Source organism: Priestia sp. TRN 1309, assembly GCF_050846875.1.
Classification (GTDB): domain Bacteria; phylum Bacillota; class Bacilli; order Bacillales; family Bacillaceae_H; genus Priestia; species Priestia zanthoxyli.
In genome coordinates this window covers 773,344-800,142 of the sequence record NZ_JBOZGM010000001.1, presented here as the reverse complement: position 1 = coordinate 800,142, position 26,799 = coordinate 773,344, and the positions used below count along the sequence as shown (strand labels likewise).

General features: G+C 36.3%; 26 protein-coding genes. 4 read left to right on the top strand and 22 right to left on the bottom strand.

Annotation, left to right across the window (positions count from 1 at the left end):
- Nucleotides 1-42: 42 nt before the first annotated feature.
- From sftI to ACRPLQ_RS04170, 9 genes are all read right to left on the bottom strand, one after another.
- Nucleotides 43-1,383, bottom strand: coding sequence for a sulfoquinovose isomerase (gene sftI / locus ACRPLQ_RS04210; RefSeq protein WP_325078029.1), 1,341 nt, complete (start codon nucleotides 1,381-1,383; stop codon nucleotides 43-45).
- Between the two features lie 123 nt (nucleotides 1,384-1,506).
- Nucleotides 1,507-3,546, bottom strand: a complete 2,040-nt coding sequence (locus ACRPLQ_RS04205; RefSeq protein WP_165636231.1) for an alpha-glucosidase — start codon at nucleotides 3,544-3,546, stop codon at nucleotides 1,507-1,509.
- Nucleotides 3,547-3,575: 29 nt separating this feature from the next.
- Nucleotides 3,576-5,357 (bottom strand): solute:sodium symporter family transporter, encoded by a 1,782-nt coding sequence (locus ACRPLQ_RS04200; RefSeq protein WP_165636230.1) that lies wholly within the window; start codon nucleotides 5,355-5,357, stop codon nucleotides 3,576-3,578.
- Between the two features lie 38 nt (nucleotides 5,358-5,395).
- A complete protein-coding gene (locus tag ACRPLQ_RS04195; protein WP_165636229.1) occupies nucleotides 5,396-6,067 on the bottom strand; it encodes a DUF4867 family protein in 672 nt (223 codons plus the stop codon).
- Nucleotides 6,068-6,157: 90 nt separating this feature from the next.
- Complete coding sequence (locus tag ACRPLQ_RS04190; protein ID WP_165636228.1) at nucleotides 6,158-6,838, bottom strand: transaldolase family protein; 681 nt, start codon at nucleotides 6,836-6,838, stop codon at nucleotides 6,158-6,160.
- A gap of 731 nt (nucleotides 6,839-7,569) precedes the next feature.
- A complete protein-coding gene (locus tag ACRPLQ_RS04185) occupies nucleotides 7,570-7,803 on the bottom strand; it encodes a hypothetical protein (protein ID WP_165636227.1) in 234 nt (77 codons plus the stop codon).
- 455 nt (nucleotides 7,804-8,258) lie between these two features.
- Complete coding sequence (locus tag ACRPLQ_RS04180; protein WP_028409889.1) at nucleotides 8,259-8,540, bottom strand: hypothetical protein; 282 nt, start codon at nucleotides 8,538-8,540, stop codon at nucleotides 8,259-8,261.
- A 10-nt stretch (nucleotides 8,541-8,550) separates the two neighbouring features.
- Nucleotides 8,551-8,940 (bottom strand): SHOCT-like domain-containing protein, encoded by a 390-nt coding sequence (locus tag ACRPLQ_RS04175; protein WP_165636226.1) that lies wholly within the window; start codon nucleotides 8,938-8,940, stop codon nucleotides 8,551-8,553.
- Between the two features lie 11 nt (nucleotides 8,941-8,951).
- Nucleotides 8,952-9,317 (bottom strand): DUF2089 domain-containing protein, encoded by a 366-nt coding sequence (locus ACRPLQ_RS04170; protein WP_028409887.1) that lies wholly within the window; start codon nucleotides 9,315-9,317, stop codon nucleotides 8,952-8,954.
- Nucleotides 9,318-9,589: 272 nt separating this feature from the next.
- Between ACRPLQ_RS04170 and ACRPLQ_RS04165 the strand changes: the two genes are divergently transcribed.
- Genes ACRPLQ_RS04165 through ACRPLQ_RS04155 form a run of 3 tightly spaced genes read left to right on the top strand, consistent with a single transcriptional unit; the run spans nucleotide 9,590 to nucleotide 10,939 of the window.
- On the top strand, nucleotides 9,590-10,147 hold the full coding sequence (locus ACRPLQ_RS04165) for a TetR/AcrR family transcriptional regulator (protein ID WP_047750134.1): 558 nt from the start codon (nucleotides 9,590-9,592) through the stop codon (nucleotides 10,145-10,147).
- Nucleotides 10,148-10,161: 14 nt separating this feature from the next.
- Complete coding sequence (locus ACRPLQ_RS04160; RefSeq protein ID WP_432235702.1) at nucleotides 10,162-10,524, top strand: DMT family transporter; 363 nt, start codon at nucleotides 10,162-10,164, stop codon at nucleotides 10,522-10,524.
- Nucleotides 10,525-10,528: 4 nt separating this feature from the next.
- A complete protein-coding gene (locus ACRPLQ_RS04155) occupies nucleotides 10,529-10,939 on the top strand; it encodes a YvaD family protein (RefSeq protein ID WP_432235701.1) in 411 nt (136 codons plus the stop codon).
- A gap of 95 nt (nucleotides 10,940-11,034) precedes the next feature.
- Here ACRPLQ_RS04155 and ACRPLQ_RS04150 read toward each other — a convergent pair whose 3' ends face one another.
- The 10 genes from ACRPLQ_RS04150 to ACRPLQ_RS04105 form a co-directional block, all read right to left on the bottom strand.
- Complete coding sequence (locus ACRPLQ_RS04150) at nucleotides 11,035-12,438, bottom strand: MFS transporter (protein ID WP_034267369.1); 1,404 nt, start codon at nucleotides 12,436-12,438, stop codon at nucleotides 11,035-11,037.
- A 160-nt stretch (nucleotides 12,439-12,598) separates the two neighbouring features.
- Entirely contained in the window at nucleotides 12,599-13,606 is a 1,008-nt protein-coding gene (locus tag ACRPLQ_RS04145; RefSeq protein WP_034267372.1) for a LacI family DNA-binding transcriptional regulator, read from the bottom strand.
- 106 nt (nucleotides 13,607-13,712) lie between these two features.
- Nucleotides 13,713-14,660 carry a dihydrodipicolinate synthase family protein gene (locus ACRPLQ_RS04140; protein ID WP_028413776.1) on the bottom strand — a complete coding sequence of 316 codons (948 nt, stop codon included), beginning with the start codon at nucleotides 14,658-14,660 and terminating at the stop codon, nucleotides 13,713-13,715.
- Nucleotides 14,661-15,020: 360 nt separating this feature from the next.
- Nucleotides 15,021-15,827, bottom strand: a complete 807-nt coding sequence (locus ACRPLQ_RS04135) for a DUF2262 domain-containing protein (protein WP_432235700.1) — start codon at nucleotides 15,825-15,827, stop codon at nucleotides 15,021-15,023.
- A 92-nt stretch (nucleotides 15,828-15,919) separates the two neighbouring features.
- On the bottom strand, nucleotides 15,920-16,396 hold the full coding sequence (locus tag ACRPLQ_RS04130) for a hypothetical protein (protein WP_432235699.1): 477 nt from the start codon (nucleotides 16,394-16,396) through the stop codon (nucleotides 15,920-15,922).
- A 449-nt stretch (nucleotides 16,397-16,845) separates the two neighbouring features.
- Nucleotides 16,846-17,313 (bottom strand): hypothetical protein, encoded by a 468-nt coding sequence (locus ACRPLQ_RS04125; protein ID WP_432235698.1) that lies wholly within the window; start codon nucleotides 17,311-17,313, stop codon nucleotides 16,846-16,848.
- Between the two features lie 99 nt (nucleotides 17,314-17,412).
- Nucleotides 17,413-18,858 carry a DHA2 family efflux MFS transporter permease subunit gene (locus ACRPLQ_RS04120; protein WP_432235697.1) on the bottom strand — a complete coding sequence of 482 codons (1,446 nt, stop codon included), beginning with the start codon at nucleotides 18,856-18,858 and terminating at the stop codon, nucleotides 17,413-17,415.
- Nucleotides 18,859-19,331: 473 nt separating this feature from the next.
- Complete coding sequence (locus ACRPLQ_RS04115) at nucleotides 19,332-19,838, bottom strand: DinB family protein (protein WP_028414860.1); 507 nt, start codon at nucleotides 19,836-19,838, stop codon at nucleotides 19,332-19,334.
- Nucleotides 19,839-20,039: 201 nt separating this feature from the next.
- A complete protein-coding gene (locus ACRPLQ_RS04110; RefSeq protein WP_432235696.1) occupies nucleotides 20,040-21,737 on the bottom strand; it encodes an MFS transporter in 1,698 nt (565 codons plus the stop codon).
- Between the two features lie 68 nt (nucleotides 21,738-21,805).
- A complete protein-coding gene (locus ACRPLQ_RS04105; protein WP_325077543.1) occupies nucleotides 21,806-22,432 on the bottom strand; it encodes a TetR/AcrR family transcriptional regulator in 627 nt (208 codons plus the stop codon).
- A 279-nt stretch (nucleotides 22,433-22,711) separates the two neighbouring features.
- Between ACRPLQ_RS04105 and ACRPLQ_RS04100 the strand changes: the two genes are divergently transcribed.
- Nucleotides 22,712-22,906, top strand: a complete 195-nt coding sequence (locus ACRPLQ_RS04100) for a hypothetical protein (protein ID WP_028414863.1) — start codon at nucleotides 22,712-22,714, stop codon at nucleotides 22,904-22,906.
- Nucleotides 22,907-23,137: 231 nt separating this feature from the next.
- On the opposite strand, the gene ACRPLQ_RS04095 is transcribed toward ACRPLQ_RS04100, so the two are convergent.
- The 3 genes from ACRPLQ_RS04095 to ACRPLQ_RS04085 all read right to left on the bottom strand — a co-directional run bounded on the left by ACRPLQ_RS04095 (nucleotide 23,138) and on the right by ACRPLQ_RS04085 (nucleotide 26,766).
- Nucleotides 23,138-23,335: a ChaB family protein gene (locus ACRPLQ_RS04095; protein ID WP_033580050.1), complete on the bottom strand. Its 198-nt coding sequence runs from the start codon at nucleotides 23,333-23,335 to the stop codon at nucleotides 23,138-23,140.
- A 152-nt stretch (nucleotides 23,336-23,487) separates the two neighbouring features.
- Nucleotides 23,488-25,002 (bottom strand): glycoside hydrolase family 32 protein, encoded by a 1,515-nt coding sequence (locus ACRPLQ_RS04090; protein WP_028414865.1) that lies wholly within the window; start codon nucleotides 25,000-25,002, stop codon nucleotides 23,488-23,490.
- A gap of 54 nt (nucleotides 25,003-25,056) precedes the next feature.
- On the bottom strand, nucleotides 25,057-26,766 hold the full coding sequence (locus ACRPLQ_RS04085; protein ID WP_432235695.1) for a glycoside hydrolase family 13 protein: 1,710 nt from the start codon (nucleotides 26,764-26,766) through the stop codon (nucleotides 25,057-25,059).
- Between the last annotated feature and the right edge of the window lie 33 nt (nucleotides 26,767-26,799).

Below are 26,799 nucleotides of genomic sequence, written 5' to 3'. Positions count from 1 at the left end.
AGTATTGGCTAACTTTTACTGTAGCAGAGAAGTACGATTTTCTTAGATATAGACCTTTGTTTCTAGATTAAGCATACGTCCTAGTTCAATTAGATGTTCTGTCACATCACCATAAACTAGTGCAAAGTGAGGTTCATACCCCGCATGCATAAGTTCATAAAGGGTGTCTGATGCATTTGTCGCTAACTCAACTTCTACAGATGTGCCTGTAAAAGGCTGCTCTACATCTAAGGCATCTCCTTTCATCACTAGAAGGCGATACCCATCAGGCGTATGACTTACCCTGAAGATCGTTACTTCTCCTGCTTTTAATCCGAAATCCATTGCAAAACCAATTTTTCTGTTAGGATGCACCCCTGCTGTTGCTCCAGTAGAAGGATTCGCGAGCGAATATGCTCCTGCACCGCAATGCCAAAAAACAACTGAGTTTTTTTCTTCGTCTATGTGAACTAAATCTCCCAGGTAAGGCGCATTTCCACCCGCTAACTCACGTAAGATAAACATGGAGATCGATCCGTGAATATCCGACTCACAGGATGTCACCATTCCGTCTTCCGTAAACTGAGACAGAGTTGAGCACGGAGCAGCTCCTAAATCATTAAAGAAATCGGGCCAACATCGCATAGCTAATGCATCTAACTTTTCACTTTGAATGTGCTTTTTAATATAAGTGGAAAATTGAGCGAATTTAGCAACCGTTTCATCATTTCGATTTAAACCAATCACCTGCTTTTCTGCCCGTTCCACTTCCCCTATCCATTCGTGTTCTGGAAGCTTTACGCACTCTTTAAACGCTTCTTGTAAATCCATCTTATGAAGAGTTACGCCAAGTGCGCTTTTTAATTCTTCTTCGTTGGCTTGTGAAAAGAAGAATCCCGGCGGATAATCTCCCACTACCCCAATTTTTAATTCATTTAATGCTTTTAGCACGCGCATAACGTTAATTTGTCTTAATAGGCGATCCTGCAAGGCTTTCTCATCTGGATTTCCAAATACAAATGCAAACGGATGCTGATGATTACGCAGCACATTACTGGTGCTATTTCCGCCTGTTAACGAGTTTAAACGTAAACGCCCCCCTACACTTGGCTCACGTACGGACCAAACAATTACAGGCTGTTTAAAATACTCCAATATCTTAACCATAAATTCACCGTCGGCAAACGTAACGCTTTGATATAGAACGGTATCAATCTTATCCCCTTTAATTGAATCAAGAAATCCCTGTAGTTCTTCAACTGAAGTTATAATTTGCTCTGGCGCGATAAGAGTACTGCAGTTGCCTTTCAGCCACTCCATACTTTTTTGACGATACATTTCAGCTGCTTCAATATCAAATGTTTTTCTACCTATAGGCACATATAAAACTGTTGTATTTTGCATATAGAGTTCCCCTTGTCGTAAAACTATTTGTTATAACCATTCTAAAATACATAATTACCTTTATCAACACTATTGTTTGAATTTTTCCGTTTGACTATATTTCTTATATAAATAGCTCTTAAATTAGATGTGAAGTAGTTTAGAAAACAACTCACTCCATATAGATTTTTTACGGTAAAATACAGGTGGATAACCTAATGGCGCTTGAACAGTAACCGATCCTCCTGTATACTCTTCACCGCTCCATACATGGACCCACTGATCTTCTGGTAAATATACTTCCCACTCTGTTTGATTTTCTTGATGAACCGGCGCAACAAGTACATCTTCACCAAATAAATATTGATATTGAATATCATATGTTTTTTCGTCTTCTTCATAGTGCATAAACAAAGGTCGCTGAACAGGAATTCCACGTCGCGCATTTTCTTCTACAAGTGATCTAATATAAGGTGCCATCGTTACATAAACATTAGACATTCTTGCTAAATGCTCTAGTGTCTCCTCATCACCGTCAAATTGGAAACAATCATCCGGACGATTTCCTTCATGTGTTCTCATCATAGGCGTGAAGGCTCCCATTTCTGCCCATCTCATCAGCAGCTCTTTTGAACGTTTGTTACCATGTAGACTTGTGTACCCGCCAATATCACTATGGTGTAAGCCACAGCCACTCATTCCTGATGATAAAGCTGCAGGAATAACGGAAGCTAAACCATCATCCAGCGACCAATCTACGCTTTGATCTCCGCCCCAAAGAAGCGTACAGTATTTTTGTATGCCCGTATATCCGGCGCGCATAAAGTATACAATCTCACCAAGTTTTCCTGCTTCTGATACCGCTTCATAGTTCGCTTTTGCCCACATTGTCGGCCAAGCATTATGCATAATCTTAGCGTCGACTCCATTTTTGAGCACAACATCCGTTGGTAAGTATTCGCCAAAGTCGGCCATCCATCCGTCTAATCCAAAATCAATCATGTTCTCTTTAATAACTTGTTTATACCATTCAGTAGCCTCTTCGTTGGTAAAATCCACAACTCCGCAATAAAATTCACCGAAATCCACTAAATACGTATTTCCTTCCGTATTTAATGCTAAGTATCCTTTATCTTCAGCTTCCTTATATAAATCACCTTCAATGGCTACATATGGATTAATGTAACCTAGAAAACGAATATCATTTTCTTTCCACTCTGCAATTTTTTTATCTAACTCCGGGTATTCACTTTCGTTCCATTTCCAATTCCACATTAAACGTTTGCCGAAAGAAGTAATACGTTTGCCCTGCCAATCTTGGCACCATACTCCAGATACCTTCATACCTTTTGCTAAAACTTTTTCTAATTTTTGTTCAACAACATCTGTACCGCCTTGAATACCTAAAACCACGCCGTTATATACCCAGTCTGGTAGCTCGGGCTGTCTTCCGAATAAACCCGTAATTTTTTCAACTAATTCAAGGTACGTATCCGCCGTTTCAAACAGCATATATTCAGGTACTTCCCAAACCTGCAGTTCATGGAATGTCTCATTGCGAAAATCAAAGTCCGCGTATGCCGTTGTTTCTACGTGACAATAGTACTTTTTACTAGATACATATGTAGGCTGAGGAAAGTTGGTATTATAGTAATCTCCTCCAGCCTTATCAATTACATCGGCTTGCCATGTTACATATGTGTTCTTGTTTCTGCCTACACCAGGTTCAGATGTCCAGAGAGGGAAGTTTTTCCCTCTCATGTTGAAATAAGAAAGTTGTTCACCGCATCCATAAACTTTTTCTTTTTCATCCGCCTTAATTCTCATCCAAAAACGATTGATACTATCATCAACTGGATTATATTCAACTTTTAAACGATTATCTTCTTCTTTAATTGTTAGAGAGAGTAGTATTTTCCCTTCTTCAAATTTAGCAAGGTTAACTATATATTCTTTCTCCTTCTTTTCGACCTTAGCATATTTAAGTGGTATGCGTTCTGTTAAATAATCCTTGATGTCGAAGTTGCCTCGATACATCTCAATAGTTTCTTCACCTTTTCCTACGAATACCATCGGATTTTGTAGTGTATGATGCAGTAAGGGGACACTATTAAAAAGTACTTCGAATCCTTCATCAAATATTTCTACATGTAATTTTTCATTCTTCACTAGTGTGTCTAACACTTTAGTTTTCCTCCTCAATATCTATATAATTACGCAGGAAATTGTTTCTTATCTTCTTCTGATGGCACGGTTTGCTTTTCAACGTAATTACTATACTTTTTATTCCATTTTGAAACAGACAGATATCCCAATAAACCTGTTATAGCCCCTAAACCAAGGAGAGCAGGTATAAAATAAGGTGATACTACTCCATTTTTGTAGGCTAATCCAATTGGTGAGAATACAATATAGAATGCAAACATTAAGCCAATTAGAATAACAGATACTAATAGTGAGTATTTCCAAGGCTTCATATCAACACTTGGTTTCGGAGTGAATCTCCATGTTTCTTTTCTCGGAGAGACTTTCCCAATAATTAACATCATGGCAATTTCTATAAAGAATAAAATTGCGTATACATGAATATAATTAATCTCTAACTGTACTCCAAATAGCTGCTTTGTACCCCAAAGGTACATATAATAGGCAATTACATGGAAACAGATAGCGACTTTAGCAGCGATCGCTGGAACTCTTCTAGCAAAGATACCGATAAGGACTACAGCAATAACTGGTATATTAAAGAATCCTGTAAAGCGTCGAATCAACTCCCATAATCCGTCTGGAGCATACATTAATAATGGTGATACAAAGAAGCTGACAAGTGCTAACACTGCACCGAACCACTTACTTAATCTAAGAAGCTTTTGATCTGTTACGTTAGGGTTGAGTGGTTTATAAACATCTAATGCAAACATAGTGGCTGCAGAATTGATTAATGCATTAAACGTACTAAATACGGCTCCTAATAAAACAACTAAAAAGAACCCTTGTAAATACCAAGGCAATATATTAGATACTAGAGTCGGAAATGCTAAATCCACTGGATTCATTTTTCCACCATACAAATGAAAGGCAATAATCCCTGGAATCATCATAAAGATTGGAACTAACAGCTTAAAGAAACCTGTGTATAAAACACCTTTTTGTCCTTCTGCTAAGTTGGCCGCCCCTAATGTTCGCTGAATTGCGTACTGGTTTGTCCCCCAATAAAATAAATTTGCCCAAATCATTCCTGTAAATATAGTAAGAAATGGTACAGAATCAGAGCTAGAACCAACTGCGTTCATTTTTTCCGGATGCACAGTTGTAATCGTTTTCAAACCTTCTGAAATGCTTCCATCTCCTAGTTGGAAAAGACCTACTAACGGAATTATGGAACAAACAATAATCAATCCGCCTCCAATAAGTGTATCAGAAACCGCAATTGCCTTCATTCCACCGAATATAGCAAAAAAAGCGCCAATAATGCCTATTACCCAAACCATTAGCCATACTGACTGTGTATAAGAAAGATCCAATAGACCTGGTACATCAAATAGTTTTAAGACTGCTAATGCACCTGAATACAGGGTCGAAGGAATTGTCACTAATACATATCCCAACATGAATAAAAGAACTGCTAAACGTCTAACTCCTTCATCATAACGATCACGCAGGAATTGCGGAAGCGTTGTAAATGCGCCGCCTAAGTACCTTGGCAACAAGATTAATGTCATAATAACAATGGCCAGAACTGCCGTTACTTCCCAGGCCATGTTTGTCATATTTGCCCCATACGATTGGCCATTTAGTCCAATCATCTGTTCTGCAGATAGATTTGTTAAAATTAATGCACCTGCAATAAATCCTCCTGATAATCCACGCCCTGCTAGAAAATAACCTTCAGTCGTTGTATTTGTTCCTTTAGTTTTTCTATACGTCCACCATCCAATTAACCCCATAAAAAATACACATGAAAGCAAAGTAAATAAAACATTGTGATTTCCCATTGCATTCTCCCCTCATACCTACTGGATATTTGAACTATTTAGTATTTTACTTCTAGGTTTTCACCTTTTATTCCAGCATGTGCCCCTTTGTCTATAAGCATTTTACGTTCTGGATGAGCAAGCAACCATTTATTTTTCATAAAAAGTAACTCATCTTCACTTGTTAATGTAGGCACTCTTTGGTCTAACGGTTCATTTGTTCCCTTTGGTAAAATAACAATCGCTTTAAAGCCTTCATCTGTTACTTTACAAGGAGCAAAATGGAGTGTTGTTCCATATAGCTCAATAGCTGTTCCTTCCGGAATAAAGAAAGCGTCTACATTTTTTGAGTCATAGCCATTTTGATCAATATCTTGTACTTTCCCCAAAAGAAGAACAAGGTCCGTTAACGCTATATTAATCTCACTGCTCTTGTGGTATTCAAACCCATTTAAAGTGGAGTTTGGCCCATTACAGTAACCAACTTGAACTGGCATATCACCATAAAAAGCTAATTGAATTTGCTCTTTCACCTTTGTATTTTCCATTTCTGAAACGGAAGCTACATATACGTTTTGATCCTTAGGTACAGTTGTTTGCTCCATATATGATTGTAACTCGCTAAAATCGTAGTGGCTAATTATTTTTCCATATGGTTTAAATTGGATATCTTCTATATGATAAAAAGACAAATGTTCATTTAAGCTCTTTAACAATTTAAAATTGGTCATTATCCTTCACTTCCCTTTTTCTATAAAAAAGGCCCCTCAAAGATGATAACTATTTAATCTAAGAGGCACCTTCTATTTAACAACCGGCTATTATTTTAATAAAAGTTCTTCTGTTACCGTGTTATCCCAAGCTTTACGGAACTTGTCTAAACCATAGTCGGTAAACGCATGATAAAAGCTTTCTTTATATACATCAAATCCACATGTTACAATGTGAGCCCCAGCTTTAGCTGCATCTACGATTTGTTTACCATTTCGTAATGCTGCGACTATAATTTCAGTTTCATAGTTATATGTTTTATAAACATCTACAATATCTTTGATATATTGACTTGTATCCTCTCCACTATTCTCTTTCCAGCCAACAAAAGGAGAAACAAATTTCGCTCCAATTCTTGCGGGTTGTAATGCCTGAGAAGGTGAGAATACAAGTGTCACATTTGTACGAATCCCTTCTTTCTCAAGCTCCTTAGCTGCAATTAAACCAGGTTCTGTACAAGGAATTTTAATGATAAAGTTAGAAGATAATGTTGCAATTTTTTTCCCCTCTTCTACCATTTCTTTTGCATTGTCTAGATGAGGGTTAATTTCGGCTGAGATAGGAAAGTTCTCTACTCCTTTAAACTCACTTGCTAATTCGTCCAATACAGTTAGAAAAGGCTTACCGCTATTCATGATATGACGTGGATTAGTTGTTACTCCATCAATTGACCAATTTTCATATGCATAACGAATTTCATTAATAATGGCACTGTCTAAAAAATATTTCACTTTAACTCCTCCTAATTCATAACTATCTTTTTTTAAAAGTAGGTACCTTTATTAATATAATATGAAAACGGATACAATTTTTCAAGACTTTTTTTATAATTATTTAAAAAATTTTAAGAATTATCTAAACAAATGATTTAGTATAATAAAACTTTAGTTTAGAAATTCTTTTAAAAGTATATGAAGTAAAAGAGATTTTTCTATTAACCTTTTTATCTAGTCAATGTTTGAAGTTTGTTACTATTACCCGTGCAATACTTGTTCCCTTATAAAATTTCATTTAAATGACAACCTTCTCCATAATAAAAAAGAGTAACCCTATGATTCAACATAGGATTACTCTTAAAAAATAGAATCTTTTTTATTGCTACTATCTTTCTTTTATTTTGAGACCTTTATCTACCTGTTGTGTAATAACAAAAAGAATGGTGATGATGTGAGTGTAAGCTCTTTTCGTTCTAGAGTCACTTTTAAGAGTTGAGAGTAAATGAAGGAATTTGCTAGAAATTCACAGCTTGCTATTTGTTTTAGCAGCAAAACCTCTCACTCTTCGTCAGCGCAAAAAGCAGCCATTTAGCATCACTGGCTGCCCTTTTGCTTTCGTTATATAAACTTTAAAAAGGGGAGTATTCCTCTACAAATCTATTACTTCTTTAAACTAGCAGCCGGCTTTGAAACAGCACCGTCCCGAGCATAAGCTGCAGCTCGTTCAAACTGTTCGTCGTTAGGCCTTACACCTGTATAAAGGACGAACTGTTCTCATGCTTGAATGGCGAAAACTTCTGCTCCGGTAATGACTTTTTTCCCTTTCCTGCTTGCATAGCGGATCGAGGCGTCTCTGGAGGGAGTGCAACTACATCAAAGATGGTCTCAGCCGCATCAATAACCTTTGGTGTGAAGGATAAGTCATCTTCTTCTGGACCGCCTTCCATACCCATAGCTTTGCGCCAACGCACGTCCTCCACTATCATTTCTCGCAATCACAAAACCTGAACGAAATCCTGCGTCATGCAGTGCGGATAATACAGCTTTGGCCATACATTCGTTGGCACGTAAAGTAAACACCGCATCACGGCTTACATAAAAAGGAATTAATTATTTTTTATAGCATTAAACTGTAGTAAGGCTAAAAAAGAAAGACTTAATAAAATCATGCAGCAAAGGGGAGCTTCGATACGATGTCGATTTGGATAGGAATTTGGATTGCTATGTTTGTCGCCATCTTTTGGGGCGCATACTCCGGGTATAGATTAAACAAAAAAAGGAAAGAAGCAAATAAAAAAAGAAATCATACAGTACGTTAGCACGCTGTATGGTCTCTTTTTTCAGCTCTTTCACAGTTATATAGACGAATAAGGCTTTATCCTTACATAAGCGTAGACATCTGAAGCAATTTTCACTTTAATTCTCCAAAGCTAAATTATAGTTTCACTCTAACTTCCGTACCATCAGTAGCTTTAACATCTACTAGTACCATTCCCTTATGTTTCTTTAGTTCCTTGACGATAGGCTTTAGCACGCTTTTATCTATTAGCGGAAAAGTAAAGTTCAGCTCTTTTCTTTTAAAATGTTCTTTTGTCCATTTATCTATATGCTTCTGGATAAATTTCGAAAAAGCAACGCTAATAGCAACGTTTAAAAGAGCATATGGAATTGGGATACTAAACCGAGCTTCTTTGGTTTTCACTTTTACATGAATCATAAGCGCACCGTTACTCAATGATGACTGAAACGGTATCTCCGTTCGCCGATTTAATATCAACAATCTGGCCATCTAACTCGTTTTCAATTGCTTCAACAATCAGGTTTATATCTATATCTTTTACATATTTTTCTGATTGAGGAATACTTGCTGCGATGCTGTGTCCAGCCATTAATACCAGCTTGACAAGCTTTATTGGCAAATTAACCCTCACATTATCATTTTCAGTTGAAACAACTCGAACTTTTAACGTTTTATCTAAATACGTATTCGGTTTCTTCAAAAGCTTATTGCTTGTTTCTTCTTTTTCTTTTAACACTTGAATCAGTTCTGATCCCTTTTCTGCATCAATTTTTCCTTCTTGAACCATTGTTAACACTTTTGTAATTTCCTCTTTCACAAAAATCCCCCCTATTCTTCTTTTAAGAGCTTGATGGCTTCTTCTGCTGTAATTTCACCATTTTCTAACATAGACACAACTTTTTTCTCGTCTACTTCGTTTTTCTTCTTTTCTACATACCCAAGAGATGAAATGATGTCAGTCAGCTTGCCTCGAACCGTTGGATATGAAACGCCCAGTTCTTTCTCAACTTCTTTGATATTTCCTCTGCACGTTAAAAACACTTCTACAAAATGAAGCTGATCACTCGATAAAGATGCCAGCTTAGATAATTCAAACTCATTTTCAATCGTCGTGTGACAATGGCTGCACTGTAGCTTTGTAATTTTTAACGTTTCACTGCAGACAGGACAATTTGTAAGTACTTTATAAGCCATAATCAAATCCCCTTCTTTTAGTTAATTTGATTATACAACAATTATTTAATATTAAAAACAATAAAATTAAATAATTTTATATTAAAAATTAAATATATTAACTTTAATTTTAAAAATATTGATAAATCGTTCTAAAACCAAAATAATAAGAGCCCAGATTCTTCACATCTAAAAAAGTAAACACAAGATAAAAATGTTTATTTTTGGAAAAATATGTTGTAAAATACATTTGGTACTATAAAATTATTTTTGGTACCAAATGGAGGTTTTTTATGAAAGAAAGGATTACACAAGAAGCTATTTTTTTAATTCAGCAAAAAGGTTTGTCTTTTACTATTAGCGATTTGGCTAAGAATTTAGGAACGAGCAAACGAACCATGTACCAACATTTCAACTCCAAAGACGACATCATTGACTCGATAATCGAAAATCTCATCCTACAGATCAAGAACAAAGAAGAAGAAATCTTCCATGATGAAAGTCTAAGTTTACCGGAAAAGATTACTCAAGTTCTTATATGTGTTCCTGAAGAGTTTAGCACAATGGACATTCGCCTATTAGCAGATTTAAAACGGCTTCACTATAATCAATGGGTTAAGATAGATGACTTTCTAAAGCAAGAGTGGGATCTAGTGGTAAAACTTATGGAAGAAGGCATAGAAACCGGAGTTATACGTGAAATTAATTTACAACTGTTTGTAGAGCTATACTTGGGCGCAATCAACCAAATTTATCAGCCAAACTTTTCGCTAAAAACTAACTTAACAATGAGTGAAATATTAAAATCTGTTATGGATATTCTTTTGAATGGCATTTCTATAAAAAAATAAGGTGGCGAAAAGATTTGCAATGGATTTATCTATGTTTAGCTATTCTTTTTGAAGTAGCTGGTACTACATCCATGAAACTATCAGAAGGCTTTACTAAAGTTATACCAAGTGTGCTACTTATACTTTTTTATATTTGTAGTTTGTGCTTTTTAACGTTAACTTTAAAAAGTTTAGAGGTTTCAATCGCTTACGCTATTTGGTCAGGGATGGGGATTATAATTATTACGCTAATTGGATTTATGTACTTTAATGAAAGTGTAAGCCTACTAAAAATTGTTGCTATAGCTCTAATCATTATCGGCGTAATGACATTAAATATGACGGGGGAAAAAGAAGCTAATACTAGTAAATCAACTTTGGAAGAACACATGAGGTAAAAAGATGAAATATTTAAAACCTTTTTTTCTTGTCACAGATATAGGATTTATTGTTTATTGGATTATTACTTACTTTGAATGGATACCCAAAAGTGCAGCCTTCAAAGATTATGATAACCCCATAGTGATAGCCTGGAACTGGTCGTTCTTCCCTTTAGATATTCTTATTTCATTCACTGGCTTATTTAGCCTATATTTGTACAAGCTGCATAGAGAATCATGGAAAGGATACGCTTTAATTTCTCTAGTGTTAACATTTTGCTCAGGGCTACAGGCTATTGCATATTGGGCATTTATTAAAGATTTCGATTTCACGTGGTGGGCTTTTAATTTGTACTTGATGGTTTACCCCCTTTTCTTTATAAAGCTACTTATAAAAGATAATGGCAATCAAAAAAGCAACCTTGCCTTATAATGAACGTTTTAAAGATTGTAAGAATTAATGAATAGCAGCATTCACTAATAAAAGAGGTAAGATTGGCTTAACCTTACCTCTTGGAACTTGCTCTTTTATGGTGCAATATCTTCTAAAACCTTTTCACGTGTTTCAATCATCTTAAACGCCATAAATGCACCTACTGCAGCTACACAAGCAAACAGAACAAAAACAGAGGTAATTCCCTTAGCTCCTAACACAAAGCCAAGTATTGTAGGAGCAATAGCCGAAGCTAGGCGCAGCCATGCTGTTGCAAACGCGATTCCAAGTACTCTCATACGTGTTGGATAAATTTCTGGCGTATAGAGATAGAGAAGAACTGTAATGGTTCCCATAACGCCGTATGCTGCTGAACCTAAATACATAACACTTTCAGCAGATTTGGCACCGTTAAACCAAAGCGTTGTTAAAAGTAATCCTACAACTAGAAAAGCAATAGTTGCCCATCTTTTACGTCCAACTCTATCAATAAGTAAAGCGCACGCAAATACAGCTACTGTTTGAATCACATTCGTTAATGACGCTGCATGTAGAGATTCCTTCAATGGAAGGTTATACACTGTTTTATATAAACTTGGAAGCCAGTTGTTAAGTCCATTCGCAACAAAGTAAGAAGAAAACCAAAGTGTCCAGACAATGAGCGTTCTACTCCGGTAAAAAGGAGAAAACAATTCTTTCCAATCGCCTTTTACTACAGCTTGAGGTGCACTAATTTTTGCTTCTATACGTTTATCTGTACTCGATTCAATCTCTTCAATTACTCGTTCTGCTTCGTCAAACCTGCCCTTTGAAATTAGCCAACGAGGCGATTCACGCAGCTTAAAGAAAAATAAAAAAACAATTAACCCGCCGATACCCCCAATCAAAAACATCCACTTCCATCCAAAGCTAGGTACAACTAAAGCACCAATCTGTGCAGATATCATCAACCCAAGAGGGAAAATCATTTCATATAGCATAAAAAAACGTCCGCGCCCTTGTGCAACTGAAAGTTCATTTATATAAGCTGCGGCAACAGGAACTTCACCACCTACTCCGATACCTTGTACAAACCGTAACCACAGTAGCGCATGAAAATTACCTGCAAATGCACAAGCAATACTCATGATTGACATTAAAAAAATGGTCCATTTAGCACTATAGACACGTCCAAATCGTTCCGCCAACCACCCAAAGAAGATAGCTCCAATTGCTTGTCCAAGATATCCAGAACCGATAAGAATACCGATTTGACCAGGGGTTAAATTCCATATTCCAATTAACACGGGTAAAACGAATGCCAGAGATAACGCGTCAAAAGCATCAAAAAACGTGGCTGAACCCATAATTACGCGCGGTTTAATATGCCAACGTGAAAAGGGAACGCTTTCTATCCGTGTAAGCAGTTCGGTAGCACGATTAGACAAACCAATTTCTTCGTGATCATAGTTGATATTCTTAGTGGGTTCTGAAGAATTTCTGTTCAATTCTGTATTCATACATAAATCCTCCTTAATAGCAATTCCCTCAAATCGGAATGACAATCACCCTAAGATACGTGAAACAAAACTTATTAAATCAGGAATTCAATGAAAGGGTTTACAGTTAAAGGCAGCAAACAGTAGACTCTAAAATCTTTTTAGAGCCTAGGTATGAATCTTAGTTATGTTTTGGACTATCAGTTGTAGATCTGTTAATATACTCCATATTGAATACGACATCTTTTTTTCGAATCTGTTTTCCTTCGAGCATATTCATCAGTATCGAGGTTGCTCTTTGACCAATACCTAATAAATCGACATGCACTGTAGATAAAGCAGGCGTGATAAAATCTGAAATTGGAACATCATCTGCCCCGACCACTGATAAATCTTTGGGTACAGATAGTCCAAGCATATTGGCTGCCTTAATAACCCCGATGGCTAAATAATCAGATGAGCAAACGACCCCTGTAATGTTGCTATGTTTCTTTAAAAATGTCGCTACTTCTGTTGTTGCTTTTAAAGCGTCAAACTCATCAATCTCAAATACGTTTTCAGAAGAAAAAGGTAAACCTAGTTCATCCATTTTCTTTTTATATCCATTTAAACACCTGACACTATGCATGGAACTCATCGGCCCATTTACGATTCCGATATTCCTATGTCCTAGCTGATAAAGAGCATCCACTGCTTGTTTGATACCATCTTCATCATCCGGTCGCACGCATGGGAAAGGAGACCCTTCTAAATAGCTCCCTACTACGACAATCGGTAATCGGATACTTTCTAACCATTCTAGACTTAGCTCCTCATTTCTAGGTGCAAAAAGAATAACCCCATCTACAGCTTGAGTTTCAAGCAACCTCTTCTGTTGAGAAGAGGTAAATGACATCATCATATTATAGTCTGTTTGGTCGATTCCTTTCGCTATTCCTTCTAAAACGGTTGAAAAAAATGGATTGTTCAAAATAAATGATCCTCGTGGAACCACAACTGCAATATTTCCTGTGTTTTGTTTAACAAGTCCTCTAGCTCCTAAATTAGGACGATAATCTAATTCTTCCATTACTTTACGAATTCGCTCTGCGGTTTTCGCTCCAACACCAGGTTTATTTGTCAATACTCGTGAGACAGAAGCTGTTGACACACCAGCTTTAAGTGCCACGTCCTTAATACTTACGCTCATAGTACATACCTCCGTGGGTCAAGTATATCTATCTATTATAAACGAGTCCCACCTAAATACTAAAGAATAGTGGTTGCAATCTTGCAACCACTATCTACAATGTTTATTACGCTTTCACTTCATCTTTTAATAATCCGACTTTTAGTAAGCCTTGACGAATTTCTTCTACTTCCTCTTCTTTTAAAGGTAATACTGGACGTCTCGCTAATGAACTACTAATTAATCCACGTTGATACATCGCTTCTTTCATACGCAAGTGAGAAGTAGAAGAAGGTTCATCCATTTTATATACAGCCTGCTTTAATTCAAAGATACGGTCATACACAGCATTCGCAGCCGTTAAGTCTTGATCTTTCACACATTTCACTAATTCCGCGATTAAATCTGGCACAAAACAACCAAATCCAACTAATGCACCGTCGATTCCTTGAACTAAAGTAGGTAACAAGTATTCATCATGACACGTTAACAGTGAAACATCAGGCGCATTCTTTTTTAGAGCTCGAATATCTACTTCATATTGTGCAATATCTCGTTGTCCGACTTTAATAGACACAACGTTTGGAATCGCAGCCATTTCTAATAATTGGCTGGTTGTATACGAAGTTTTTGTCCAAGTTGGATATTGGTGAACAACGATTGAGATGTTGATCGCTTCTGCCACGTCTTTAAAAAACTGTACTGGTGATTCTTCTTGCATTCCAAATCGCAGCCAAGAATGTGGAGGCATAAGAAGGATCCCACTTCCTCCAGCTTTTTCTACAGCTTGCGCGTGTTGGATAGCTTCGATTGTTCCCTCTGCTGAAACACCAGAGATAACAGGAATACGTCCTTTTAATTCATCAGCTGCAATTCTTACAGCTTCTGCACGTTCTTCAGGTAGTAAAGTCATGATTTCCCCTGTGTGACCATTTACTACAATTCCATTAACCCCTTCGTGACCTGCAACCCAGCGAACTAAAGAACGAAAGCCCTCTTCATCAATCGAATAATCGTCCTTAAATGGGATAAGAACTGCTGGAAATACGCCACTCCATTTTACTTTGTTTTTCATTAAAAACATCCCCTTTGTTGTTTTAATTTTTAACTTTAAACTTATAGTAAACGTTTACGTAATTAATCATAAAATGTAAACGTTTAATTGTCAATATAATTTTTATTTTCTGATAAATAAAGATAAAAACTGCTTTTAATCGTTAAAAAATCCAGCAAAAATATAATTATCACAGAATAATTTAGTAGTAAACGTTTACTATCATGAAAAACTCATACAAATCCGTTTAAGCAGCATAGTAATTCGTATATGCTCCAAGCCCTAAAAAGAGTAAAAACAAGATTGAATAAAAAAAGAGAAGGATAAACTCCTTCTCTTACACTACATAATTGTTTTTAAACTATCATTCAACCACTCTATTTATCCTGCAATTTGAGCCCTAGTAAAAGTCCCATTTATATTTCCTTCTACAACGATACTATGTCCTGCAAACATATCTCCATCAGAAAAATAAAAATCAAAATCACCTTCTGGATAAACGGATATAGTGTCTAAACTCATAAAATCCATAAACATTTCTTCTGTAATTTCCTCTATTTCATCCTTTTCCTGTAGCCAATCGTTTGCTAAATCGACCAGTTCCGCTGCGGCATACATTCTAATTTTCCGGCTCCATTTATCCTGCTTCTCAAAGAGTGTATGTGCTGTCTTCAGCGCAGACTTCATCATACTTTCATCTTCATGCCAGTCGAAATACAGCTCGCACTGTTCATTCTCCCAAGCAATGTTTCTTTCAAAAACTTTAATACCCTTTTCAAGTGTAAACTTGCCAAATATCTCATCATGATAATAAACCGGCTTTACTGATTCTTTTACTATCGTTTCTAACTCTCCGTCTTCATACTCTGGTTCCAGAATGTTAACGAGCATCATTGAATCCGTTCCCGTACGTACTTGTAGCTTTACAACGGTATTACTTTGCAGTAGATTCATTGCTTTTTCCACTTCTTCCTCGTCCACTAGCCATCTAAGCTGTATCTCTTCTTTTTTGACAGCTTCATTTTCATCTAAACTTTTCCATGCGATTAAATCAATTGATGCTGTCCATAACGTCTCTTCACTGGACATTCCAGCACCAATCCCTACTGAACCTGTAACCGCTGCTATGTCAATTACGTCTTCTGAGAACTCTTTTTCAAATGTCTTTTTTTCATTGAATTCACTCATTTAATATACATTCCCCTCTTTAACTGCTGTTGAAAAATTCGCCCTAAATATATAGTCACAAACTGATATGTTAATTCTCTGCTTTTATCTCTTTATAGCGGTCCACCTTCAAAACCAATAGGCCATCCACTTCTGTTGAACTTTACTTTATATTGAAATACATTGGGATAATCGCCGTAAACAAAAGCTAAAGAACATCCTGCAAGAATATGTCCGTCAAAATTTAAAAGCTGCCCAAAACTTACAGCGGACAGATAATAGACACTAAATTTTTGTGCAGAAATGAACTGCTTTAAATACTCGAATGACCTTTTAAGATAGATATGTAATTGTTTCAATATACAATCCGCCATTTCAACAAATTCCTCGTATGGCTTTTCACTATTTCCCTCTATCGTAATTTCAACTTCTTCCCATTCTCCTATATCCGTACTCCAAAACCATCGCCTTGTAACTGGGACTTCAGCTTCATTTTCATCAAGTGGTTTAGATAGAACAAGTTTTTCATACCCATTTTGTTTGAAGTTAGAGATCGTATAGGTCCGTTCAGAGAACTCAAAATCACTCATTTATTCCTCCTCCCTTCCATGCTTTTACTACTTATGTAGAAATATGTTTTTAGGTTGCTACATTTAATTTTAGTATTACACAAAGCAGACATCAATTAGATTACTCAGCCTCTTTCAATAAAACCTCTTACGTTTTTCCGATTACTGTTACTATAATAAGAAAGAAGCACATTACCTATAAATTATAAGTTGGAGGGCTAACCAATAAATAAGAAAATCGCTAATATTATCGTCTTTTTTGTGTGGTTCCTTTTCTTGTTCCTTCTATGGATCATCTTCTCTTTTTCTAACGGGCAAGATGGCCAATGGTGGTCCATGTATCATTTGAACGCGAATCAATATGGTCCTTGGACTTTAGAGATTTCTTATATAAAGATTAGTGTTGCTGCTGTTATTTCGTTAGTAATAGCTTATATCGTGAGTTTTAGGTTTAAAAGCAAAAGATAAGATTAATTCCATCTTTTCACCTTTTCAAATAAATACTGCACTCCATATAACAAATATGCTTTGTAATGAAGGTAGATAAAAAATTGAAAATGATTTATTCGGTTTAAACTTACAATTTTCAACCTTTTAAGAACATCAATAAAGTAAAAAGCAAAGATTCCATCAGCTATAACATTCAGCAATAAAAACTTCTTAAAGTTTCCATATGAACATTTAAGCAGCCACATTGAAAGAGGCATATAAGGCCCAATGCTAAAAGGAAGTTCATCTTTTATAAACGAATCTTTTTTATCATAAAATTTCCACCACTTCTTCTGATGCCCATACAAATGATTAATAATTTCAAAGATAATAATAAAAATCCCTGCTAACGAATAACGTCTTATGCTGCGTTTTCCTATAAACAACAACGATAACCACGGAATTGCTATTATAGATGAGTTAAATCCTAAGTGTTTTCTTGATATCATAAGTGAACTCACCTCAATATACTTCATCTAGTTCTTCTTATAGTGTCCGCCTATCACAAAAAAAAACACAAACCATCTATAATGGTCTGTGTTTTTTTATTAATGCGCTTTTTGTTCAACATTAACTCTCTTGATAAAGAACGAGATAACCAATCCAACAATGGAAACAATAATCGCAAAGACGAATGCATGTTGAACACCGTTGGTAAAGGCAAGAACTTGGTTTAATGGATCCATTTTATCTGACACCGTCTCAAGGAAGCTTCTTGAACCTGATGACAGAATCGAGATTCCAACAGCTGTTCCGATTGCTCCAGAAACCTGCTGCAAGGTGTTCATAATCGCTGTTCCATGCGGGTACAGCTCTGGTGGAAGCTGGTTTAAACCATTTGTTTGAGCTGGCATCATAATCATCGAAATGGCAATCATAAGCGCAATGTGTAACCCAATGATAAACCCTGTTGACGTTTCCAGCGTTACGGTTGAAAAACCATACATAGTGCCGGCTACAATCAAAAGTCCAGGAATAACTAGCCATTTAGGACCAAAACGGTCAAATAATCCGCCCATAACTGGTGAAAGAATTCCGTTAATCACTCCTCCAGGAAGAAGCATTAGGCCAGCGGCAAAGGTTGATAAAGCTAATGATGTTTGTAAGTACAGAGGTAAAATCATCATCGCAGACAGCAGTACCATCATGCAGACTAGAATTAATAAAAGACCAATTGTAAACATTGGATACTTAAAGGCTTTAAGGTCTAACATTGGCTCTTTCATCTTCGTTTGACGAATAGAGAATGCAACTAACGCGATCGTTCCAATGACAAGAGTTAGAATAACCTGTAGACTTCCCCAGCCCCCGCCTTCTCCAGCGCTGCTAAATCCAAATACAATTCCTCCAAAACCTATCGTTGAAAGAACAACAGAAATCATATCGATTTTTGGCTTTGTTGGTGTCGTAACGTTCTGCATAAAGAAAGCTCCAAACACTAAAGCAACAACTAATAACGGAAGTGAAATCCAGAAAATCCAGTGCCACGTTAATGTTTTTAAGATTAAGCCTGATACAGTTGGTCCAACAGCTGGGGCAAACATAATAACGAGGCCGATGATTCCCATTGACTTTCCACGCTTATGCGGCGGAATAATAACAAGAATGGTGTTAAACATAAGCGGTAAAAGCAAGGCCGTTCCCACAGCTTGCACGACACGGGCAATCATGAGTACCCCAAATGTTGGTGCGATAGCAGCAATAAATGTTCCGATAATCGAGCAGATTAGCGATGCTATAAAAAGCTGTCTCGTCGTAAACCGCTGAAGAATAAAACCTGAAATAGGTACCAAAATTCCTAACGTTAATAGATACCCTGTTGTTAGCCATTGTGCCGTTGTTTCGTGAATACCAAAGCCTGAAATTAGCTCTTTTAACGCCATATTTAGCGCTGTTTCACTAAATAAACCGATAAACCCGGCAATAAGAAACGATGTAATAATCGGCAGCGCTTTGATGTTAGAGCTTTCGGCTACTGTTTGTTGATTACTCATATTAAATTGTCTTCCTCTCTTTTACGTACTCTTTTTGGTGAATTTTTTTCTATCTCAATGATAAGTTGATTAGCAGACAAACGATACATACCGATATAAAGATTAGTAATAAGTTTAAGACATTGTGCTGATTAAGCTTTTTCCTTCTCTTCTCTTTTGACCGGATTGCTTTTTGTCTTCTAAATTCGTTTCTTTCCACAGATACCTCTCTCTCCATTTCATTTCTAAATTACGTATGTAAACTGTTTCCCATTTATGTATATGCTTTTTCAATAAGCAAGATAGAACCAAAAAATGAAAAGAGGAAAGGCACATATTTATACCATTCCCCTGCACAAAGGAAAAATGAATTTCCACTTTGTATCCAGGAATATTGTAACACAGCTATAAGCACTGTTTCTATCTAAAATACACTAAATAATGATATCTATATACCTATGAATAACTAATAGTTCTGAACAGAATGATTGAATTCAGTGTCTCCATTTTAAGATATGTTCATTTTCCGTTTGAAGCAGCTTCGTCATATAAACGATTTGTCCCGTATGATAGGCATAATGTTCAACGGCATATAAGATAACACTTAAGCAAGACTGTATTTTACTTGGTTCTGGAATTAAGGTACTTGTTGTAGAGGGCATTTGTATGGATTTTTCTAAATCGTTAAAATCAAAATTCCCGATAACTTCTTTACTTTGTTGTCGTGTAAGGATTAAATTTTCTATCAGCTGATCAGCATTCATTACTCTGTTGTCAGTAAACTCTTTAGATCGCTGTCTAATAAAAGGCTTACCACCAATTATGCTGGCGATAAATGCATATTCGCTGCCGGCAAGATGTAAACATAAGTTTCCAATACTATTCGTTTCTTGACGGAGCTTTTTCCAAATATCATCATCTGTTAATCTACTAATACAAGTTTGGACTATATCCAATTGTGTATCAAGGGATTCAATGCTTTCTTTTATGAAGGAATTCATCTAGGTTCTCCTTTTGGATTTTTATTCTATTTTATAAATAATTATACATATATCCACCTATATTTGCACTGTGTTTTTTGTATTAGTTATTAATTTACATAAAACATACCTGTAAAGCGTACATGTAGAAATGAAAAGAGCAAACTTCCTTGCACGTGAGTTTGCTCTTTCTCTTCTTTATTCCAATTTCTTCAGTTTAACTTATTGTCCTATATCCTTCATCCTTTTGAGAGCTTTTCTATATTCTTGATCTCTCATATGCAGCATTTTATCAGGAGAAGGTTTAGGCTGACCAAACTTTTTCAAAGCTTCTCTATACTCGCTGTCACCAATGACTCCATTCGAAACAATCTCTTTAGGCGAACGCTTAAAAACGGGAGTAGCTTTTTTACTGTGAACCTTTTCAGTACTCAGCTTTTCTTTATTTTTTTCTTTATCATGCGGCTTGTGAGCCAGCTTGTGTCCTTTACCTGTTAAAAACATCAAAAACGAGAGAATGAATACCACAATGCTTAATACACACGAAAACGTAGAAAAGGTATGATACGTAATGATTTCAGATTTTACATGTAGAGACTGAGTAAAATTTTCTTTACTGGCAACTTGGCTCTCTGCGCTTACTGTCGCCAGGTGATCTTTATACACCTTTGCAAAAACAATACTGCTGATTACAGGGATGACTGCCGATACTGTAACTCTTATAAATTGAACCGTGACCATTCGAGGGACTAAACTTGGTAGTGGTCCGCCTAAAGCAGCACCCATCAGACCTGCAGCGACTGTGAATCCTACTCCTGCGATTAAAGCGGCAAAGCTGATAATAAAGAGAAAAGCTGAAGCATGACCGTCCACATACATCCACTGTATGTTTACTCCCATAATAATGACGGCTCCTATAATACCTAATACGCCCGGCCCAACTTTATCATATAGTACGGCACTTAATATGGCCGCAATTACTACCCCCGCAAAAAGCCCGATATAGATCAGTGACGTCTCTCCTTTATCAAAACCAGATTCACTTTTAAGCAATCCTTGTAGGGATAAAAGAGTGAGACTCATACTAATATTTCCTATAACAGCGATTAAGATAGCGAGAGCTGGTTTTCGAGAAGCCACTAATCGAAAGGGAATTAAAGGATTTTTAATATGCCATTCTGCTATAAATAAAAAACATAAAAAAATGATGCTTCCTACTATGCCTATCCATACATAAGTAGATGCCCATCCTGATTTTTGGAGATTAAGTAATGTAAACGTAATAAATACAGTAACCATAAACATTAACGCTGCACCGATGATGTCAAATGGTTCATGATGTTTTTGCTGTTGCTTGGCATGATCATTTGTTAAAAATTTGTAGCTAAAACCTATTCCCAGTAAGGAAAGTACGGCCGCTATATAAAATAACCATCTCCAGTGTCCGTAGCTTTTCACTAACATTCCGAGAAAAATACCCACAACGCTAGAGCCATAAAATCCGCCAATAAGAATCAGTAATGCCAAGTTCCGTTTCTGAATCGGAAAAGAAAGAACCAGCATTGGAATCATCATCATAAGTGCTAAACCCGTTCCTATCCCTTGTAAAAAACGACCAATTCCCATTCCTAAGAAGCTGTTAGAAGCAATACTTACGATAGCTCCTATAAGAAACAAACACATCGAAAGAACATAATTCCTTCTCTCCCCTAACTTGTGTCGAAGGATAGGTCCAAACGGAATACAAAATGCAAAGCTTATAACCCCTATTAAAACCGGTGTTATCGAAATATAAGATTGATTGTGAAACGTTTGTTGGAGAATGTCACGTATAGAATTTAATGACGTGTTTAACATTAAACCAGGACCAATAGCTAAAACTGCCAGTAAGGAAATCCCCCAGTGTTTTTCTATTTTCATACCACAATTCCTTTCTGCCTTTCATGATTGTAAAATATCTTTATTTGAACAAACTAAAAAATAAAGCTTCAGTAAGGAAGCTTTATTTTATTTTCTAAACCTGCCACTCGAATTGGCCCTAGAAGAGTTAAACGGGTTAATTTATCAGCCATAAATGCAGGGCTAAATTTCATATCGCTTTCTAACCAAGAACAAATGACACCTATATGAGCTGATGTAATATAGCTAATCAGGATATCTTTAGGAATATCCAGTCCATCCTCTTCTTCTCCAATCGAAGAGATTAGCTCTCCGTACACTCTTTTCTTTACAATTTCCGTCATATGACTTCTGAATTGAGGCAATCCTCGGTCACTTAGCATGACTTTAAAATAATCCGCGTGTTCGTAGATGAATTCAAAAAGCTTTAAAAAAGAAACAGACTCATCTTTTTCTTCCACTTCTGAGGAAACCTCGTTATTTTGTTTAGGCTTTACTTGCTCTATTAGCTCTTCTAAAACTTCATTCATAATCTGAACAAGAAAGTCTTGCTTATCTTGATAATGTAAATAAAATGTTCCTCGCGTTAATTCCGCTTTTTCCGTAATTTCTTGAATCGTAATGGACGTGACATCTTTCTCCTTAAGAAGTTCGACTAAAGCGTCTCTTAAGTATTTATTTGTTCTTTTTATCCTAGGATCTACTTTTTTAGTCATAGTTGATCTCCTTGTATCACTTTTATTAAGACATACGATGGACTATTTAAACTATCCTGTATCGTCAACATACATTTTATACATAATGTAAACTAATGAACATCATGTATATTAAGTCTCACAAAGTATTGCCAATCTGTCAATATCAAAAATTGGGTAGGGTTAAAACATTCCATTGTTAGAGATGGATTGCGTGAAATCTTTTGTAAAAAACGTTCAAAAGAAATGGTATTAGAAATGAGGTAATAGTAAAAATTGATATTATGGAGGTGTTTTCTTATGAAAAAGTTTGAAGTAACGTTTCATTTAATCAATGGTGAAATCAGTCATATAGTTGAAACTAAATCACTTATTCGTGCAAAGAACTACATACAATATAGATTTGAAGATAAAAGTAAAGTATTGGACTTAGCAAATGACTTAGTACTCGTTAAAAGCAGCGTTCAATACTTTACCGTAGCTGAAAAAGAATAAGTAATGATATAAAAGGGATAAATGATCGAGTATGAATGGCTTGTTACACCGCTGTTAATTTCCATGCAAGGCTTCGCTTTTCGCAGGCGGCAAGTGAGTCTGCAGGAGTCTTTCGCCTTGCTATCCAATTAACGGCTACAAGCACCTACATTCACCCTCATAATAAAAAAATCCGAACAGTTTATCGTTCGGATCTTCCTTCCACTAAACTACTTTTAAGCTCTTTTCTCGCTATTTTTTCACCCAGTTATCATTACTATCTTTTTTGTACTTTGTTTTCACTGCATTCCACGCAACTTTATGCGCCGTAGCTTCTTCTTTGTATTCGTCACTCGCTGAGTTAAATGCTTCTTTATAAATTTCCTGAGCATGATGAGGAAGGTTATCTTTTACTCCATCAGGCAATTCTTTTAATGAATTGTAAGGCATATAGTATTCCTCCTTGAAAACGTCTTTTACTACTGATTTACCTGTTCTTAATGAGTATAAACATTTAATAAACTCTGAAAACGAATGGGAGTTTTGACTCTATAAAAAAGAACAGCACCTCTCTAGGAAGCCTGTTCTTCAAGTGAATCTAATTATCCTTTAAACATCAGCGGGGAAACGCCCTTACTTAAGTTCCATTTGCTTAAGGTAATCAATTCAATTTCTTGATCAGCAAAGAAACAAATACCTTTTGCATTTTCTACAGGATAGATTCTGCTCGTCATCACTTTCTCGCCTTCATTAATAAAAACTTCAATGGACGATTTATCGACAAAGAGATGAAGATGCAGGTGGTTATCATTTAATCCAACAGGTGCTTTTCTTACTCCTCCATCACCTTCACCTGAGTTATCGCGATTAAAGATAAACAAACTTTCTAATCTATCATAGGTTAAAAGCGTTTCTTGGTGAGTTTCGTTATCTGTTCGCAATTTCACTCCGAATTTTGAAGCGGCTTTTGCGTTAATTTTCACTTCAAGTTCGTAACAATCACCTGAAATACCTGCAAGTTCTTGTTCTCCACTAACGATAATATTTTTATACTGCACGTGATGTTGACGAAGCTGCTTAAGCTCTGGAATTGGTTTACTAATTATGTTCCCTTGTTTAATAGAAAGCTCACGTGGAATAGTCATTGCTCCTGCCCAATTGTATTTTTGTTCAGGCATGCAGCTTTCCCACATAGCCATCCACGCTATCATAATTCGTCTGCCATGTTCATCTTCTGTTGTTTGAGGAGCATAAAAGTCAAACCCATAGTCTAAAAGTTGAAAATCTTCATGTTGAAGCAGCCCCGTTTTATAGTCTAATTTTCCTTTTATATATCCAGCTTGATGTAAGTTATGATAGAGATCTCCTTCTGGTTTTACTCCTTGAGGCGACATGACAAGCACGTCCTGTCCGTCGAGACTAAAAAGATCTGGACATTCCCACATAAAACCAAGATTCCCTTGGCTTTTGGCCATTATATTTATAAACTCCCAATCCATTAGATCTCTTGAACGATACAAAAGAACTTGGCCCTCATGATCCTTCGTGCGTGATCCAAGAACACAATAATAATAGTCATCTTTCTTCCATACTTTTGGATCTCTAAAATGATCAGGGTGAATATTCCCTTCAGGCACTGAATCAATAACTGGGTTTTGAACTGCTTTATTAAAATGAACGCCGTCTTCGCTTACAGCAAGACACTGAACTTGTCGTAAGTCCGTATCATAGTTAGCTCCCGTCCACACATTCCCTGTATACATGGCATAAAGCTTTCCATCTTTTTCAACTGCACTTCCTGAAAAGCATCCATCTTGGTCATATTCTTCACTCGGAGCAAGAGCAATAGGGAGATGTTCCCAATGAGTGAGATCTCTACTTTTTATATGCCCCCAAAACATTGGCCCCCACTCGGGAGAATATGGATGATGCTGATAGAATAAATGATACTCACCTTTGTAAAAGCAAAATCCGTTCGGGTCATTCATCCAATATGCCGGTGTAGACACATGGTATTGTAATCGCCAATAATTCTGATTAACAGCCTCCTGCTCGTTTAACACACTCTTCATTGCCTTTGAGATTTTTTCTTGATGTTGATTTTTTAATGTTTTCAACCGATTTCTCCCTGCCTTTCTCTACGTGAATGAGTTACGTGTGATAAAAAGAGATTAAAACGATGAATCAATCTCACAAACAATGGATTCGTAAGGTCGCAATTTTAGTTGATTTGGGTGTAATTCCAAATGATCGTAGTTCGATAAAATAACTTCTTTCATAGTAAAATCTAAGTTTAAAGCTACTTCTTTATGATCAAAGTTAGCGATTACCGCTATTTTTTTATTATTAAACTCCCTTGCGTAAGCCATGATTTGTAGACTATCTTCAAACAAATCTTCGTATTTACCAAAAGCGATAACCTCTGAATATGGACTGCTTTTTCTTAATTTAATTAAATTTTTATAGAAATAAAATAAAGAATTATCATCTTTTAAAGCATTCTCAACGTTAATAGAAGAGTAATTAGCATTTATCTCTAGCCACGGTGTGCCTTGGCTAAACCCTGCATATTGAGAATGATTCCACTGCATAGGTGTTCGGGAATTATCACGGCTGCGTCTCCAAATTGCTGCTAATGCTTCTTCTTTTGAAAATCCTTCTTTCAGCGCAGAGTGATATTGATCAATTGAAGCTAAGTCATTGTAATGCTCAATCGACGGATACTCTACATTTGTCATTCCGATTTCTTGTCCTTGATAGATGAATGGTGTGCCTTTTAGTAAAAAATAGACCGTAGCTAACATTTTTGCTGACGTAGGTCCTATATCTTCTGGTTTAATAAATTTATTTAAAGAACGAGGCTGGTCATGGTTCTCTAAATAAAGCGCTCCCCACCCTGTATTGTTATAGAACGTTTGACTATCAGAAATGGCTCTTTTGAAATCAAGCAGATTCCACTTATGCGGTTCATACCATTTTCCTTTTTTTCCTACGTCTAAATCGACATGATCGAATTCAAAAAGCATACTAAAATGTCCTTCTTCTCCCGCGTAAATAGGCAGTTCTTTGTGTGATACTCCAGGAGCTTCCGCCACAGTTAAGATATCATGTGAAGCAAAAGCTTCTTTACTTAGTTCACTTAAAAATTCATGAATGCCTTCTTGATTTGTTTCAATTACATTCATTTCACCATCCGAATTAGCAAAGTCCTGTCGTTTTTTTATAAATGTAATGGCATCTACTCGAAAGCCGCTAATTCCTTTTTCTAACCACCATGTGACCATGTTATAGACAGCATTTCGAAGATCAGGGTTTTCCCAATTAAGATCAGGCTGCTTTTTAGAAAATGCATGAAGATAATACTGTTCTGTTTGTTCATCATACTCCCAGCATGAACCGCCAAAAATAGATTCCCAATTATTAGGAGGGTTTTCATCTTCTTTTCTATCTTTCCAAATATACCAATCTCTTTTCGGATGATTTACATCACTTTTTGATTCTAGGAACCACTCATGTTCATCCGAAGTATGGTTAACGACTAGGTCCATAATAATCTTTATATTTCTTTTTTTGGCTTCATCAATCAGTAGATCCATATCTTCCATAGAGCCAAATTCTTCTGCAATGGCTTGATAATCAGAGATGTCATATCCGTTATCATCCATTGGAGATTGATAAACTGGACTTAGCCAAATAACGTCGATACCTAACTCTTTTAAGTAATCTAATTTTTGAATAACTCCTTTTAAGTCGCCAATTCCATCACCATTCGAATCGTAAAAACTTTTCGGATAAATTTGATATACAACTGCTTCTTTCCACCACTGTTTATTCATCGTTATAGCGCTTTCTGGATTCTTTCTTTCGCTTAGTTGAACCATTGCTTATCAGCTCCTATGTATTTATATTAAAAT